The organism is uncultured Ruegeria sp. (assembly GCF_947504215.1).
Classification (GTDB): Bacteria; Pseudomonadota; Alphaproteobacteria; order Rhodobacterales; family Rhodobacteraceae; genus Ruegeria.
On record NZ_CANNGO010000015.1, the window covers coordinates 42,275 to 55,263 of the forward strand.

A 12,989-nucleotide genomic window follows, 5' to 3' on the forward strand; every position below is an offset into this window, starting at 1 on the left:
TCACATCTGCATTATTAGGAAATCGTTGATCCGAGCCTCATAGAAAACGACAACCCAAGCCAATCCGGTCATCGCGGTCGTGCCCAAAAGCCACCACTTCAACTTTGGCAGTGAACCGCGCTGATAAGACATCAGCCAAGATACCATGACGAGCGCGGCTGAAATCGCCAATACATACAAGCTTGCCGCTGCTATCTGCCCAAAGATTGCCATCCAACTGCCGCCTACTCCCATCAGCATCATCGTCATGGGCAATATGCAGCACGTCGCGACGCCAAGTGCTGACAGCGATCCTATGTAACTGAGGCTAAGGTACTTCTGCATTTCCGTTTCTTACGGCCCTTTTTGTGAGGAGTTGTCTAAGCGATCCGGTCTTATATAACTTCTGTAGTCACTACAGGATCAAGGTAGGAAATCTCACATGTTTGCGATTGGGGAAGCATCTCGGCAAAGCGGAGTTGGCATTGAAACGATCCGCTACTACGAACGAAGAGATCGTGCCCAAGCCAGAACGGGCATCAAATAATAGACGCATGTACTCCACGCAGGATATTGGAAGGCTTCGCTTCCTAAAAAAGTGCCGTGAACTAGGCTTTCCGTTGGCCGATGCGAAGACGCTCGTCGAACTCTCCGAAGGCGACAGCGAAGATTGCCAATCTGTTAAGGAGTTGGCGGAACACCACGTCTTCAATGTGCGCAAAAAGATAAAGGAGCTTAAGCGGCTGGAAGCGGCATTGACTGAACTCACAGCCAATTGCGACAGTGGGAATGTTGCCTGCCCGATGCTCTCTCAACTCCGCTCCATTTAGTAGAAAATTGGGCGTTGCGCGACCCTCTGGTACGCGCGTTGTGTTGGGTCGGAATCCGGGGTAGGTTCGCCACGTGAAGTACATTCGACCAATAACCACAACAGTGCTTACGGTGTTTCTGATCCTTATTATGGGGTTTGGGAGTGTTGTGCATGCGCTATCTAATGAGTGCGTTGGCGGGCATTGTATTGATCATATGGCCACAAGTGTTGAGGCTCAACACGCTAACCATGGGCTAGTCGCTTCTAGCGAAGACGGGCAGCATGAGCCAGACAGCGCAGCGCACGAAGGATGCAATCCATTTTTGTGTAGTGTTCCCGCGCTCACGACACAGACTTCCGAATCCAAGTTTAACCAGGCGGCGGTCGTGTCGGCATCGCAGGTTACAAACCTCTCGACGCTCAATGAACCGGACAACCCGGACAGACCACCTAACACTTGAAACAGATATCCGACGCTGTTCACGGCAGTGAACACGTTCAAGTGTGCTGCGAACTATTTGCGCACCACTCTGTTACATAAGGTTAGGACCAGTACATGAACCGAAAATATCTCCTGATCAGCGCGTGCACCGTGGCAGCCGTCGCTGCCTATATCACTCTAAGTCCCGCACCGGTTGAGGACGCAGCGCAGTCGGCACCTACCGAGGGCAATGCGATGGTGGCAATTCAAATGCCGCCCATTGAAGGAAATGCGGCAATCGGGCAACGTATATTCGACACCGCCTGCGCTGCATGCCACGGCAGCAACGCGGTCGGCGTTGAAGGCGCAGGGCCGCCGCTGATCCATGTTATTTATGAACCCAATCATCATGCAGACGAATCCTTTCAACGCGCGGTCGCTATGGGCGTCAGAAGCCACCACTGGCAGTTTGGCGACATGCCTCCGATTGAAGGCTTGACCCGTGGCGACGTGGCCATGGTGATCGACTACATTCGCGAAATCCAGCGCGCTAATGGGATAAACTGAGGAACATCCAAATGAAAATGCTCACCATAGTTGCATTGATCTCCGCACTTTCCACAAACGCTTTTGCCCATTCGAGCGTGGACACCACCAAACCCGAAAACGGCGCGACAATTGCCGAAGTACCCTCTGAAATCAGCTTTAATTTCACGGATGATATTCGCCTGACAAAGGTTAACTTGATCCATCAGGAGGCTCATACCGTCACACTCGACCTAGGAGATCAGACAAACTTTGGCCGCGCGTTCGCGCTCCCGCTCAAAAGCATGGGCGAAGGTACCTATCGCATTGAGTGGCGGGGCTTGGGGGCAGACGGGCACGCCATGACGGGCGAGTTCACGTTCACAGTGGACTGACCATGCCCGATATCTGGGGAATAGGCGCAATTTTGTCCAAGCTGATGCTCTATGTCGGCATTGGTGGCTCGACCGGGCTTTTGATCATTCGGGCTGCTTTTGCCGACCTTGTGTCACCTCTCAGCGATCGGATGAGTGTGCAGGTTGCGCTGTTGGCGGCGCTTGCGCTTGCTGGCTCTGTCCTTGGTTTCATGCTGCGCGGTGCCGCCCTTACGGGTGGACCTGATGGTTTGACCGATCCAGAAATGCTCGGTCTGTTGTGGCAGACCCCGGTTGGCGATGTTCTCGTTTCTCGGGTCACCGGGGTCGTATTAATCATCGTAGGCGTGTTTATTCCTTTTGGTGGGCAATGGATCGCGCTTGCCGGTGGATTGCTCGCTTTGTGGTCTTTTGCTCAAATCGGGCATGTTCCTGAATTGGAACTAAAGGGCGTCCGTTTGCTATTGCTCCTGCACCTTCTGGGCGTTGCATTTTGGATCGGCATCCTTGGACCGTTACGCACCCTGTCGCAACGGCCAGAATATCTGAGCAACGCGGCTATGTTGGGGCATCGGTTTGGGCAGGCAGCTTCAGTTATTGTCCCTGCACTGATTGTGGCGGGGCTGCTGATGGCCTGGATGTTGCTGGGCGATCTATGGGCTCTGACGACCACTGGCTACGGGCAAACTCTGCTGATCAAGCTTGCACTTGTAGGTGCGGTCCTGACGTTTGCGGCTGCAAACAAACTCCGCTTCGTTCCTGCTATGCAGGCCGGGGACGAGAAAGCTGCCCGCCACTTGGCCCGCTCTATTGAAATCGAAACTGCGATCATTCTGGTAGTGCTTGCAGCAACCGCGACGCTCACTAGCGTTTTGAGCCTACCGAATTGAGGTATCCCATGAACGAGCGGGATTTTTTGATCATCATATTTTTCAGCTTCGCAACGGTTGCGAGTGCCGGTCACGAAATGGACGACCGGGATTTGACCAGTGGGCAGGCCCTGTACGCCGAACAATGCGCGTCTTGTCATGGCGTCAATCTCGAAGGACAGCCGGATTGGCAGACGCCTGACAACAACGGCATTCTGCCTGCGCCGCCCCATGACGAGACCGGGCATACATGGCACCATGACAACCAGCTTCTATTCGAATACACCCAACTGGGTGGCGAGGCGGCGCTGGCCGCGCGCGGCGTCAACGGCTTTGCCAGCGGTATGCCGGGATTTGGCGACATTCTTACCGATGACGATATTTGGGACATTCTCGCCTACATAAGGTCCATTTGGCCTGAGCGCGTTCAGGAAGTTCAGGCGGGCCGCAATCCATCGCACCAGTGACGCAATGTTTTAGAAGTCGACATAGGGGACTGACTAACAAAAGTCCGCATTTTTTGCGCAATGTGTGATTTCGGCTGAACCCGAATTCGCACATTCAGCGAATGAGCGCAAAGCGGGCTGCTAATGCAGAATGCCAGCCGTCTGCCTGATGTCTCCTATGGACCGGCAGGTTCGAAGGGCGTCATCGAGCTATTAGCAGCTGCGGGATAGCGCAGAATACGATCGACAAGCTGTGGTAAGATCCCTCTATGTTTTGGCGCATGACTAAAGCGGTACTTATCCTTCCGGGTACAGCACTGATCTACATCCCGGTATTGATCCAATGGTTCAGCGACCAATGGCCATTTGGCGCAGGTGTGGGAACGCGTCTGCATTGGGCTGTGGCGGCGATGTTGGCTGTCCCCGCGCTTGCCTTTGCAGCCAAGACGATGAACTTTTTGTTCTTAAGGGATACGGAACTCCTGCGCCGTGGGACCCACCTCAAAGATTTGTGGTCAGTGGACCTTATCGCTATGTGCGCAACCCCATGCTTTCATCGGTCATTCTACTTATACTGGCGGAAGCTGTGGCGTTGAATAGCCCACTCCTGCTGCTTTGGGCGATAGTGTTCTCTCTCCTCAACACACTTTACTTCAAATTTGTAGAGGAGCCGGGGCTGGAACGACGCTTTGGAGGGGACTACTTGCGGTACAAGGCAAAGGTTTCGCGATGGGTTCCCAGGTTTCGGCCGTATGAGCCTCCAGGCACCAACGACAGTTGAATAGCAGGCTTTCTCGCGACGTATGAGTTTGCATAGACTTGATTTCGCTGTTGCCGCGAATTCCTGCCAAGACAAGCTTCACCGAGGCATCAACAGCTTTGCCATGCATGGAATTGTCCTGTGGCCTCAGTCAGGTTTGACATTAAGGGCTTTGCCACCAATCGGCAGGCTTGGCGCGCTCGCCGCGGTTACGGTCAAGCCAGAGAGCAAATCTGCGAAAGGGCGAGAGCGCAAACTTCAACCAAAGACGGTGGCGCCATTGCTTGAAGTCGCGGTTGAATGGGCAGACGCGCATGCAGATGGCACAATCAGAGGACAGTTTGGCCCAGAAACCAAAGCACTTGGCTGCGTCGGAGGTCCACTTGCGCACACCTTTTATGGCCGAGGGGTCCTCGGTGGTCTCAGGCGGGCCGTAGGGAAGCGCTTTGACTGGACAGGCATCAGCGCATTTGGTGCAGATGTTGCAGAAAGCACGCACACCCAAGGACTTGGGTGGATCATGGGCCAACGGAAGGCTGGTAAAAACCTTGGAGAACCGCAAGCGCGGACCGTATTCAGGTGTTATGACCATCTGGTTGCGGGCATACTCGCCCAAGCCCGCCTTGATCGCATAGGGGATCACGAGGCCGGTGTCGTTCATAGAGGCTGTCGCCTCATAGCCCAGATTTCGGATATATGCTGCAAGCTGCATCACGATGCTGGCCTCGTGGGAATATTCGCGCCCTGTGGCGGCCCCCGCGAGAGCGGAGGGATAGGTGGCGACGAGGTCCTCATCCATCTGGTGGCCCATCACAATGACAGATGTCATGCCTTCAGGCAGGTCGTTGGGCGCGTCGGAGAAGTCGCGGGTGTCAACGCGGGTTGCGTAAAGCCAGCGGTCATCCATATCGGTGATGCCGCAGAGATCGGCACCAAAGAACTTCGCGATGCGTTTGACTTCCTTGGTCATAGCGGCGGGATCGTCAATCGGTTGCTGTGTCGGGGCTATGGGTGTGTCGTTGTCGATGGGGGCTTGGAATCCCTCGCGCCTGCCGGTGTCGCCACCTCTTTCGGAGATCAAGTCTGAAATCAGCCAGGCTGCGTTTCTGAGCGCGAAGTCGCGCTGGGTGAACCCGTCACCACGACGAGGGGTGGCCTCCATCCGGTACGAGGCAAAGAATGCGTCGGTCTGTTTGTTGCGGATACGTTCATCCCAGAACGCGCGGGAAAAAATGTCATTGCGCTGGCTGAAACGTTCGAATTCGTCCGTGACATCAATGCCTGCAGCAGCGTCGTCCGCTCGTTGGGGTTGGTTGGAGGGATAGGCCATGACGAGACGATGCGGTGAGGTGAAGCAGTTGTCAAAGGTTAGCGTGCGTGAAAGGTCGACGTTGGCGGTCGACTGAATGTTGATAGGCTCTGCCAACGCCGGTCCGGAACAGCAAAAGCGGTTGCCGAAGGTCGCTTATTTCGAAGCGAACGGGTTTCTGCGTTTTGCTCTGCAACACCAACGCCCGTTTTTTGATCTGACCAGAGGCCATTACCTCAGCGACTTTCATCTTCACCAGATCACAGCCGCATAACTTGTTGTCGATTGCCATGTTGAACAACGCGAGATCGCGTTGGTTTTCGGCCAGTTCAAGTCGAACTCGGATCGCCCAGACATGCTTAGGTTTTAGCGACCGCTTCTGACCGACAATACGTCCTTTGTTCCAAGCTGGGCGAAGCGCGGGAATGGCAGGTATGTTTGGTGTTTCCATGACTGATCCTCCGACCCGCCATACCCTCCCACAACGACAACCCGACGTTGACGATATCATGAGATGCTGCGTCGCCTCCGAGGCCCGCTGTGAGCCCAAGCTGCAAAATACTGCGTGACGCACTGAGGTCGGGACTGGCTCCAGCACTCAGAATTCTGCCTTCGTATGACCGAGTTGCCCTGTCAGTCGCCAGATTCCGCAGGAACCACCTGATTTTTGCTCTTAATCCGTGCGTTTTTGTGGATCATAGTTGCCATCTGATTGGACTATCTGTGCCGCAGCCCTGAGTTCGGAAATCAGTAGATCAACATTGTGAGTATCAGTTTGCCAGGACGAGATGCTTATCCGCATTGCCGGTGCCTGGTTCCAGACAGTCATACCAAACCAGACCTTGGCATTGGCCGCGACAAGAGACTGTATTTGCGCGGCTTCCGCACCAGTCCCGAAAGTGAACAGAACTTGGTTCAGCACGGGCGGTAGCAAGACGTTATATCCTGCTTCAACCAACGCATCTGCTACATATTCAGCCAATGCGCAGTGCCGTTCAATCATAGCCGCAACCCCCGTGCGCCCTAGAGATCGTAAAACGGCCCAGAAAGGAATGCCGCGGGCGCTTCGAGAGAATTCGATGCCGAGATTCTTCTGGCTGTCTGCAGATGCCAAAGAATAGTCTGCGTCGCTATTCATGGCGGCGGTCATTGCATGACGGTCACGGCAAATACCTACAGCTCCATCATACGGTGTGTTCAACCATTTGTGCCCATCAGTTGTCCAGCTATCGGCCATTTCCACCCCGTCCGTCAGATACCGTTTTGTCGGCGCGGCACGCGCCCAAAGACCGAAAGCGCCATCGATATGCACCCAGGCTTTTGCCGCGGTGACCAATGGTAGGAATGGGTCAAAGCTGCCGGTATTCACTTCGCCAGCTTGCAAGCACAGGATGGTCATTTCATCCAATTGGGGCAGCTTTGATGGAATGATGCTTCCCTTTTCATCAACCTGCGCCACAATCAAGTTTTGTTGGCCAAAGCCCAGAACACGCAACGCTTTGCGCACTGTCACATGTATCTTTTCCGATACGACGACCCGGATTTCGGGCGCTCCATCCAGCCCGTGAATGTCCTGGTTCCAATTCTTCCGCAACAGCAACGCCCGACGAGCAGTCGCCAGACAAACAAGGGTAGAGGACGTTGCGGACGTGCCAAAGGCAACTCCGCTGTCGTGAGGGAGGTCCAGAATGTCCAGTATCCAGCGTGCGACAACTTTTTCGATCACATCCGCCGTTGGGGAATTGGTATAAGACGAGGCGCATTGATCCCATGCGAGCATCATTCGCTGAGCCGCTGCAGCGATCGGGATAGTCGCTCCAATGACAAATCCGAAATAATGCGGACCATTGGATGCCACAGTGCCAGGTGATCCAACGTCATCTAGAAACCTCAGGGTTTCCGAAGCATCAAACCCGTTTTCTGGCAGGGTTTCCTCAAAGCGGGACAATGAATTGCGCGCCGAGTCTTTCGGAAAGGCATCCATGTCTGCGATTTCAGTTAGGTACCGATTGGCGCGACGATCCGCTTCCGTTGAGCAAGGCGGTAATTTTTTGCAAGTCATACTGCGCCTCCCATGAATTTGATTCATTAACTTTGGAGTGCGTTCTCGAGACCGAGGAAGGCGTTTTCCAAAAGCGAGCTAGGCAACTCCCTTGGCTTTGGCTTCACAGGTCATCCGACATTCCAAAGATTGCTCACCATTTTTCTCCATAGGGTCGCAGTTCTACGTCAAACGACCAGGTAGACCGGTCTTGATGGGCGATGTGGAACACTTCGTCAGCGATGGCGTTAGGCTTGCTGAAAAACTCTTCGGGCATGTCCGGATTGAAAGGCAAGCGGGTCCATGGTGTGTCGATCGCTGCATCGATCACGACATAAGCCACATGGATGCCCTTTGGCCCCAATTCGCGGGCCAGGGATTGCGCAAGTATCCGTTGCGCGGCCTTTGTTGGGGCAAAGAGCGCGTAATTGGGAACACCGCGGAGTGCTGCGGTGTTGCCCGTAACGATGATCGCACCGCTGCCTCGCTCAACCATTGACGGTGTCAGTTCGCGCGCCATGTGTAACAGGCTCGTGGTGTTGACGCGGAAATTGCGCTCCAGCTCGTTGGGATCTGCCTCCAAAAATGGTTTGAAGGTTGCACGAACGGCGTTGTGCACAATCACTTCCGGCGCTCCAATATCATCCTTCACCTGACGGCAAACATCGATCAGATGCTCAGTGTCCTCCAAATCGAATGCGAAAGACCTTGAACCCGGGAGTTCGTTTTCAAGTTCCGCCAAGCGCTCGCGGTTGCGCGCCAAAAGGGCGACGCGATACCCATCCCGTGCAAACCGGCGGGCGACCGAAGCACCGGTTCCGTCTCCGACACCAGTGATCAAACAGATTTTATGGTCCATGACAATTTCCTCCTTAGATGGCCGACATGTCGAACCGGGCATTGCCGCCGCCAGTTATTGCGACATCATGTGAATCGCGCATTTTTTCGCTCTTAGGTATGATCCTTGTTCGCCGTCACGGCGGGTCGGTATAGATTAACCGGCGGGTCCGAAGGTTTCAGTATGAATGCGCTCCTGGCATATGCCTCGGCCTTCCAGATCGGCCTGTAGCTCACCCATGAATTTCACCGGCCCGCAGATGAAGTAATGAGCGTCGATGTTATCAATCAGTTGCGCCAGTAAAGCGCCGTCAACGCGGCCACGGCTGTTAAAATTATTGGCAAGCTCGTCATCTCCGGTGGGTTGACTATAGGCGACATGCACGTGGACGCCTGACCGAGCGGACGCCATTTCCAGAACCTCTTGAGCCAATGGATGGTGTTTCCCGTCTCTCGCCCCGTGGACAAACCAAACCGGGCGATTGCCGGCCTCTTCAGCGACCGCCTGTAAAATGCTCATCATCGGCGTGACGCCAATACCAGCGCTGACCAGCACTAATGGGCACTTATTGCAGGCCATTACGAAATCCCCGGATGGCTGACGGCTGTTAATGATTGCGCCGGGTTCGAGGTGGTCATGAAGAAACTGCGAAGCGATGCCTTTTGGCTCACGTTTCACGGAAATACGATAGCGATGCTCATTGGGTCCGTTAGAGAGCGAGTATGTTCGACTGACGGGCTCGCTTATCCCTGGAATTTCAAGCTCGATCGGAAGATGCTGGCCGGGTTCAAAATTTACCAGGGTTCCTCCGTCCCGTGCTTCAAAGACGAATGAGGTGACATCAGCGCTTTCGGGCGTTTTCTCGACAAGACGGAGCGAGCGAACCGAATCTGCATCCGAACTCCATCTGAGACTGACCGCAGAGCGCGTCTCGACAACTTCGTCAATCTGCAATGTAACCAGCCGCCGAGCGCCGTGTAACTTTGCAATCTCGCTGCTGTCCCAGTCGATGGAGGCCTTGCCGGTTAGCTGCAGAAAGCTACCGCTTTCGAAATCCACAAATAGAAAGCCGGCCCTCGGATCGAGCAGAATATTGCCAATTGTGTTGAAGTGATTGTTACCGGCGTAATCCGGGAACTGCAGCCGCCCGTCATCCAGAACTTTAACAAAGCCACGGTCGCCGCCACGATGCGACGCATCCATCCCGTATGTCGGGCTCGTACCCTCTCCGCGATAACCGCTTGCGACAAAGAAGGTGTCTGCGGAGGAAATCCACTGTATCTGCCCTTTGGTGAGGCGCTGGCCTCTGGTTGAAAGGCCAGGATCGGAGCCATTCAACCGATGCCATTTTCTTTCCCGAATATATTGCGGACAATTGCCAAAGGTCTGCTCGACGTGAAAGTCAAAGCCGGCGGATGTGACATTGGCCGCACGGCCATTGACGCGGTTGCGACGCCGGGTCGCCAGTTCGATACCGAGAATGCCAATATCGCTTCCCGGTTTAATGGCATCGTGCAATGCATCGCCTTGGCCAGGCAACGCGTCGATAGAGAGTGTTTTGTTGTCAGGCGAACTAACAGTACCTTCCGACCCTTCCAACAGTGTAACCCAAGGCCTTTCCTGCCCGTCCCGGGCCGCGACCACCAGGAACGGAAGGGCGGTATGAAAGTCGCGGTGCTGTTCCGGTAGGTGGTCGCGGACAACTCGCTTTGCCCATTCTTCGATGTCGCGAACACCAAGCCGAGCTTGCGCCAAGTGTTCGCCGCGGTGAAACGGGGACGCGTCGCGATCACGAAGTTCAATGCTGGACATGGGATTTCTCCTCGGGCCGGGATTTTATTCGGGGAAGCTCAGCTAAGTAAAATGGCGCCCGGTCATCTGCCCTAGGCGCCAAGTTTCATCAGGCGGCAAGGCCAACCTTGGTGCTTTGCATAGGCACAAAGCCTGGTAGTGCCTCGATACGACCAAGCAGTCCCCGGATATTGGGAAAATCGTCAAGTGAGACGTTCCCCTCAGGAGCATGTGCCGTGTAGCTGTATATTGCGACATCCGCGATTGTCGGGATGGTACCAACCAGCCAGCTTCGCCCATCCAGATGGGCTTCGAGGCGCGCGAACGCAGCATTGGCCACTGCCTTGGGACGTTCGGCATCCAGTTGGGCGCCAAAGACGGTGACAAGCCGAGCGGTTGCCGGCCCGTGGGCTATATCCCCGGCGGCCAATGACAAGAACTGCTGAACTTCGGCTTCAAGGACGGGATCAGACGGCAGCCAGTCAGGGGCGTATTTGCGAGCGAGATAGACCAGAATGGCGTTCGAATCCGCTACGACGGTATCTCCGTCCTCGATGACCGGCACCTGACCGGCCGGATTGAGTGACAAAAAGGGCTCCTTTTTGTGCTCGCCGGCCAATAGATCGACATCAACCAGTGCATGATTGATGCCGCCAAGCTTGGCGAAAAGCTCGACCCGGTGGGAGTGGCCGGAGAGCGGATGGCGATGAATGCGGATGGCATTGGGCATGATTTATCCTTTCGGAGGAGTTTTCCAGAGCGAGAGCTGATGGGGTGCACCAGCGATCACTGGACAAAACATGACACATGACTGTATCGGTGATAATCACATATTTTATTCAATAACTAGGAACATAATGAGCATAATAAGAATCTTCGAAACACCAAAGGAACGCTAAAATGGACACGGTTGACACGATGCGTGCTTTCCTGGCAGTGGCCCAAGAAGGCTCGTTCACAGCGGCAGGGAAGCGTCTTGGTTTCTCGACCAGGCTTGTCAGCAAATATGTGGCGCAGTTGGAAAGTAGACTTTCAACCCAGCTTTTTAACCGAACAACGAGAAGTGTTTCTCTGACGGATGTTGGCGTCGCCTATCTCAAACGGTGCCAACCAATTGTCGATCAAATCGATGAGCTGGATGATCTGGTGCAGGAAAGGCAGTCTGCCTTGTCGGGTCCGATCCGGATAACTGCACCAACTGGCTTCGGGAGCAACAACTTGACGCAAGTCCTGGCTCCATTCATGCGAGCGCATCCGAACGTCGACATCGAGCTCAAGCTTTCCGATTCCAGAGTTGCTTTGGTTGAGGAAGGGTTCGACCTCGCCGTCAGAGTGGGCATGCTGAGGGATTCAACCCTCATTGCGAAAAAACTAGCGGATATGCCACTTATCGTCTGCGCATCTCCAGATTATCTGACCGCGCGTGGGCGGCCGGGTGACCCCATGGCGCTCGCCACCCATAAATGCCTGATTGACGAAAACCCGGTCAACGCAACCGCCTGGAGGTTCCGTACTGATGCGAGGGATTTTGTCGTTAAAGTCGCTGGTGCCTTCCATGCCAATGCGCCGGCAGCGATCGCTAATATGGCGATTGCGGGCCTCGGCATTGCGCGTTGTCCTCACTACGCCGTGGCGTCATGCTTGGAAAGCGGATCGCTAGAACAACTCTTTGCGGAATACGAAACAGAAAATTTTGGTCTCTACGCACTCTATCCACCTAACCGTCATTTGACTGCTCGGGTTCGCGCCTTGATAGACTATATGGCAAGGCATTTCAGGTCATATTGAGGAAAGTTAAAGTTGCACCGCCTTGAAATATGAACCTACTAGCGACGCCAAACTAATTTCATTGCGATCTCGTTCCCTGCGGTATTCTGCCATTGGGACTCTGCGGGCGAAGGCTCACATTGTTGCGCGATCTGTGAGTTCGCAGACGTCTACATAATGCATGTGCAGCGAATGGCGGCAAGCCGCGCTAAAACCTGGTTATGGTGTTCAGAACTTACTTGGCGGAATCGATGCAATGGACGAGGCAGATTCCAGCAGCAAAAACCTCCGAGAGGAAAGCCAACGAGGCATCGAACATGCTTTGGCCCTTGCGGATCATGTTTTCCGCTTCGATACATTGAGAATGTCACCGCAGATGAGATGAAGCTTTTGAAGCCGATCATTGGCATTCCTAAACACGGTCGCAGTCAAACCATCACAACTCAATCGTGCAGCACTCAGGTCAAGGTTTGTGACAGATCCAGTCCAGACCCTAATCGCTGATATCCATGTCCTTCGATTGCCTGTACGTGCCGGCCATAAACCGCAAACTATCCTCGGTGATCGAGGCAAGGGCTGCCATGCAGACCAAGAACCCGGAGATTGGCACAATGGCGATGGCGTACTTCTTGGGCATGTAGTTGGGTTTGAAGACGATCTCCCCGTCTTCCCACGCGAAGTACCACATCTCCCAGTATTTGCCGCCCATGGTTGATACCGCATCAATCCCCCAGATGATCATGACGATGCCGAGGCAGAAGATAACGGCCGTCCAGAACTGCTGGATGAAGAACGCGGCTTTCTGAGGCAACCAATTGTAGATCAGGTCAAGTGCGATGTGGTCTCTGTCGCGAACGGTCAGCGCAAGGGCGAAGAAGACCAGCCAGATATTGCTGAGAACGGTCAGCAGGTCGCCCCAGATTGGAGGGTCTTTGAAGACATATCGCATGACCACCGAGTACACGGTGAAGGCCACCATCATCAAAAGCAGTGTTGCGCAGAAAGCTGTCAGCGTTTTCCTGACTACTTTGTCGATAAACTTAAGTGCGGAAACCATC

At 54.4% G+C, this 12,989-nt stretch carries 16 protein-coding genes and 1 pseudogene; 9 read left to right on the plus strand and 8 right to left on the minus strand.

The features are described 5' to 3' along the window. Entirely contained in the window at nucleotides 1–324 is a 324-nt protein-coding gene (locus Q1B21_RS19895; protein WP_299892496.1) for a hypothetical protein, read from the minus strand. 97 nt (nucleotides 325–421) lie between these two features. On the opposite strand from Q1B21_RS19895, the gene Q1B21_RS22385 reads away from it, so the two are divergent. The 8 genes from Q1B21_RS22385 (at nucleotide 422) to Q1B21_RS22390 (ending at nucleotide 4,206) form a co-directional block, all read left to right on the plus strand. Further along, nucleotides 422–526: a MerR family DNA-binding transcriptional regulator gene (locus Q1B21_RS22385; RefSeq protein WP_366525419.1), complete on the plus strand. Its 105-nt coding sequence runs from the start codon at nucleotides 422–424 to the stop codon at nucleotides 524–526. Between the two features lie 7 nt (nucleotides 527–533). Further along, entirely contained in the window at nucleotides 534–809 is a 276-nt protein-coding gene (locus Q1B21_RS19905) for a MerR family DNA-binding protein (protein ID WP_366525420.1), read from the plus strand. 537 nt (nucleotides 810–1,346) lie between these two features. After that, on the plus strand, nucleotides 1,347–1,778 hold the full coding sequence (locus Q1B21_RS19910; RefSeq protein ID WP_299892500.1) for a cytochrome c: 432 nt from the start codon (nucleotides 1,347–1,349) through the stop codon (nucleotides 1,776–1,778). An 11-nt stretch (nucleotides 1,779–1,789) separates the two neighbouring features. Continuing rightward, entirely contained in the window at nucleotides 1,790–2,131 is a 342-nt protein-coding gene (locus tag Q1B21_RS19915; RefSeq protein ID WP_299892502.1) for a copper resistance CopC family protein, read from the plus strand. A gap of 2 nt (nucleotides 2,132–2,133) precedes the next feature. Continuing rightward, nucleotides 2,134–3,000, plus strand: coding sequence for a CopD family protein (locus Q1B21_RS19920; RefSeq protein WP_299892504.1), 867 nt, complete (start codon nucleotides 2,134–2,136; stop codon nucleotides 2,998–3,000). Nucleotides 3,001–3,077: 77 nt separating this feature from the next. Further along, nucleotides 3,078–3,446 (plus strand): cytochrome c, encoded by a 369-nt coding sequence (locus Q1B21_RS19925; RefSeq protein ID WP_299892584.1) that lies wholly within the window; start codon nucleotides 3,078–3,080, stop codon nucleotides 3,444–3,446. A gap of 260 nt (nucleotides 3,447–3,706) precedes the next feature. Next, nucleotides 3,707–4,021, plus strand: a complete 315-nt coding sequence (locus Q1B21_RS19930; protein ID WP_299892506.1) for a hypothetical protein — start codon at nucleotides 3,707–3,709, stop codon at nucleotides 4,019–4,021. Further along, nucleotides 3,973–4,206: a hypothetical protein gene (locus Q1B21_RS22390; protein WP_366525421.1), complete on the plus strand. Its 234-nt coding sequence runs from the start codon at nucleotides 3,973–3,975 to the stop codon at nucleotides 4,204–4,206. Before Q1B21_RS19930 ends, Q1B21_RS22390 begins: the two co-directional genes overlap by 49 nt. 142 nt (nucleotides 4,207–4,348) lie before the next feature. Here the strand turns inward: Q1B21_RS22390 and Q1B21_RS19935 are convergent, their stop codons facing one another. The 6 genes and pseudogenes from Q1B21_RS19935 to Q1B21_RS19960 form a co-directional block, all read right to left on the minus strand. Beyond that, a complete protein-coding gene (locus tag Q1B21_RS19935; protein WP_299892508.1) occupies nucleotides 4,349–5,515 on the minus strand; it encodes a reductive dehalogenase in 1,167 nt (388 codons plus the stop codon). A 130-nt stretch (nucleotides 5,516–5,645) separates the two neighbouring features. Beyond that, nucleotides 5,646–5,945 (minus strand): annotated as a pseudogene (locus Q1B21_RS19940) (integrase); the annotation flags it as partial. A 222-nt stretch (nucleotides 5,946–6,167) separates the two neighbouring features. Beyond that, entirely contained in the window at nucleotides 6,168–7,556 is a 1,389-nt protein-coding gene (locus tag Q1B21_RS19945) for a pyridoxal-dependent decarboxylase (protein ID WP_299892510.1), read from the minus strand. A gap of 133 nt (nucleotides 7,557–7,689) precedes the next feature. Next, nucleotides 7,690–8,394, minus strand: coding sequence for an SDR family NAD(P)-dependent oxidoreductase (locus Q1B21_RS19950; protein WP_299892512.1), 705 nt, complete (start codon nucleotides 8,392–8,394; stop codon nucleotides 7,690–7,692). A 135-nt stretch (nucleotides 8,395–8,529) separates the two neighbouring features. Further along, on the minus strand, nucleotides 8,530–10,128 hold the full coding sequence (locus Q1B21_RS19955; RefSeq protein ID WP_299892515.1) for a pyridoxamine 5'-phosphate oxidase family protein: 1,599 nt from the start codon (nucleotides 10,126–10,128) through the stop codon (nucleotides 8,530–8,532). A 145-nt stretch (nucleotides 10,129–10,273) separates the two neighbouring features. Next, nucleotides 10,274–10,894 carry a glutathione S-transferase family protein gene (locus Q1B21_RS19960; protein WP_299892518.1) on the minus strand — a complete coding sequence of 207 codons (621 nt, stop codon included), beginning with the start codon at nucleotides 10,892–10,894 and terminating at the stop codon, nucleotides 10,274–10,276. 170 nt (nucleotides 10,895–11,064) lie between these two features. Here Q1B21_RS19960 and Q1B21_RS19965 point away from each other — a divergent pair, with 170 nt between their 5' ends. After that, nucleotides 11,065–11,952 carry a LysR family transcriptional regulator gene (locus tag Q1B21_RS19965; RefSeq protein ID WP_299892520.1) on the plus strand — a complete coding sequence of 296 codons (888 nt, stop codon included), beginning with the start codon at nucleotides 11,065–11,067 and terminating at the stop codon, nucleotides 11,950–11,952. Between the two features lie 472 nt (nucleotides 11,953–12,424). Here the strand turns inward: Q1B21_RS19965 and Q1B21_RS19970 are convergent, their stop codons facing one another. Continuing rightward, nucleotides 12,425–12,988 (minus strand): TRAP transporter small permease, encoded by a 564-nt coding sequence (locus Q1B21_RS19970; RefSeq protein WP_299892523.1) that lies wholly within the window; start codon nucleotides 12,986–12,988, stop codon nucleotides 12,425–12,427. Nucleotide 12,989 lies beyond the last annotated feature (1 nt).

Excerpts from the sequence above, each read along its gene's own strand:
- Q1B21_RS19895 (WP_299892496.1), bottom strand. The coding sequence starts at position 324 with ATGCAGAAGTACCTTAGCCTCAGTTACATAGGATCGCTGTCAGCACTT.
- Q1B21_RS22385 (WP_366525419.1), top strand. The coding sequence starts at position 422 with ATGTTTGCGATTGGGGAAGCATCTCGGCAAAGCGGAGTTGGCATTGAA.
- Q1B21_RS19905 (WP_366525420.1), top strand. The coding sequence starts at position 534 with ATGTACTCCACGCAGGATATTGGAAGGCTTCGCTTCCTAAAAAAGTGC.
- Q1B21_RS19910 (WP_299892500.1), top strand. The coding sequence starts at position 1,347 with ATGAACCGAAAATATCTCCTGATCAGCGCGTGCACCGTGGCAGCCGTC.
- Q1B21_RS19915 (WP_299892502.1), top strand. The coding sequence starts at position 1,790 with ATGAAAATGCTCACCATAGTTGCATTGATCTCCGCACTTTCCACAAAC.
- Q1B21_RS19920 (WP_299892504.1), top strand. The coding sequence starts at position 2,134 with ATGCCCGATATCTGGGGAATAGGCGCAATTTTGTCCAAGCTGATGCTC.
- Q1B21_RS19925 (WP_299892584.1), top strand. The coding sequence starts at position 3,078 with ATGGACGACCGGGATTTGACCAGTGGGCAGGCCCTGTACGCCGAACAA.
- Q1B21_RS19930 (WP_299892506.1), top strand. The coding sequence starts at position 3,707 with ATGACTAAAGCGGTACTTATCCTTCCGGGTACAGCACTGATCTACATC.
- Q1B21_RS22390 (WP_366525421.1), top strand. The coding sequence starts at position 3,973 with ATGCTTTCATCGGTCATTCTACTTATACTGGCGGAAGCTGTGGCGTTG.
- Q1B21_RS19935 (WP_299892508.1), bottom strand. The coding sequence starts at position 5,515 with ATGGCCTATCCCTCCAACCAACCCCAACGAGCGGACGACGCTGCTGCA.
- Q1B21_RS19945 (WP_299892510.1), bottom strand. The coding sequence starts at position 7,556 with ATGACTTGCAAAAAATTACCGCCTTGCTCAACGGAAGCGGATCGTCGC.
- Q1B21_RS19950 (WP_299892512.1), bottom strand. The coding sequence starts at position 8,394 with ATGGACCATAAAATCTGTTTGATCACTGGTGTCGGAGACGGAACCGGT.
- Q1B21_RS19960 (WP_299892518.1), bottom strand. The coding sequence starts at position 10,894 with ATGCCCAATGCCATCCGCATTCATCGCCATCCGCTCTCCGGCCACTCC.
- Q1B21_RS19965 (WP_299892520.1), top strand. The coding sequence starts at position 11,065 with ATGGACACGGTTGACACGATGCGTGCTTTCCTGGCAGTGGCCCAAGAA.
- Q1B21_RS19970 (WP_299892523.1), bottom strand. The coding sequence starts at position 12,988 with ATGGTTTCCGCACTTAAGTTTATCGACAAAGTAGTCAGGAAAACGCTG.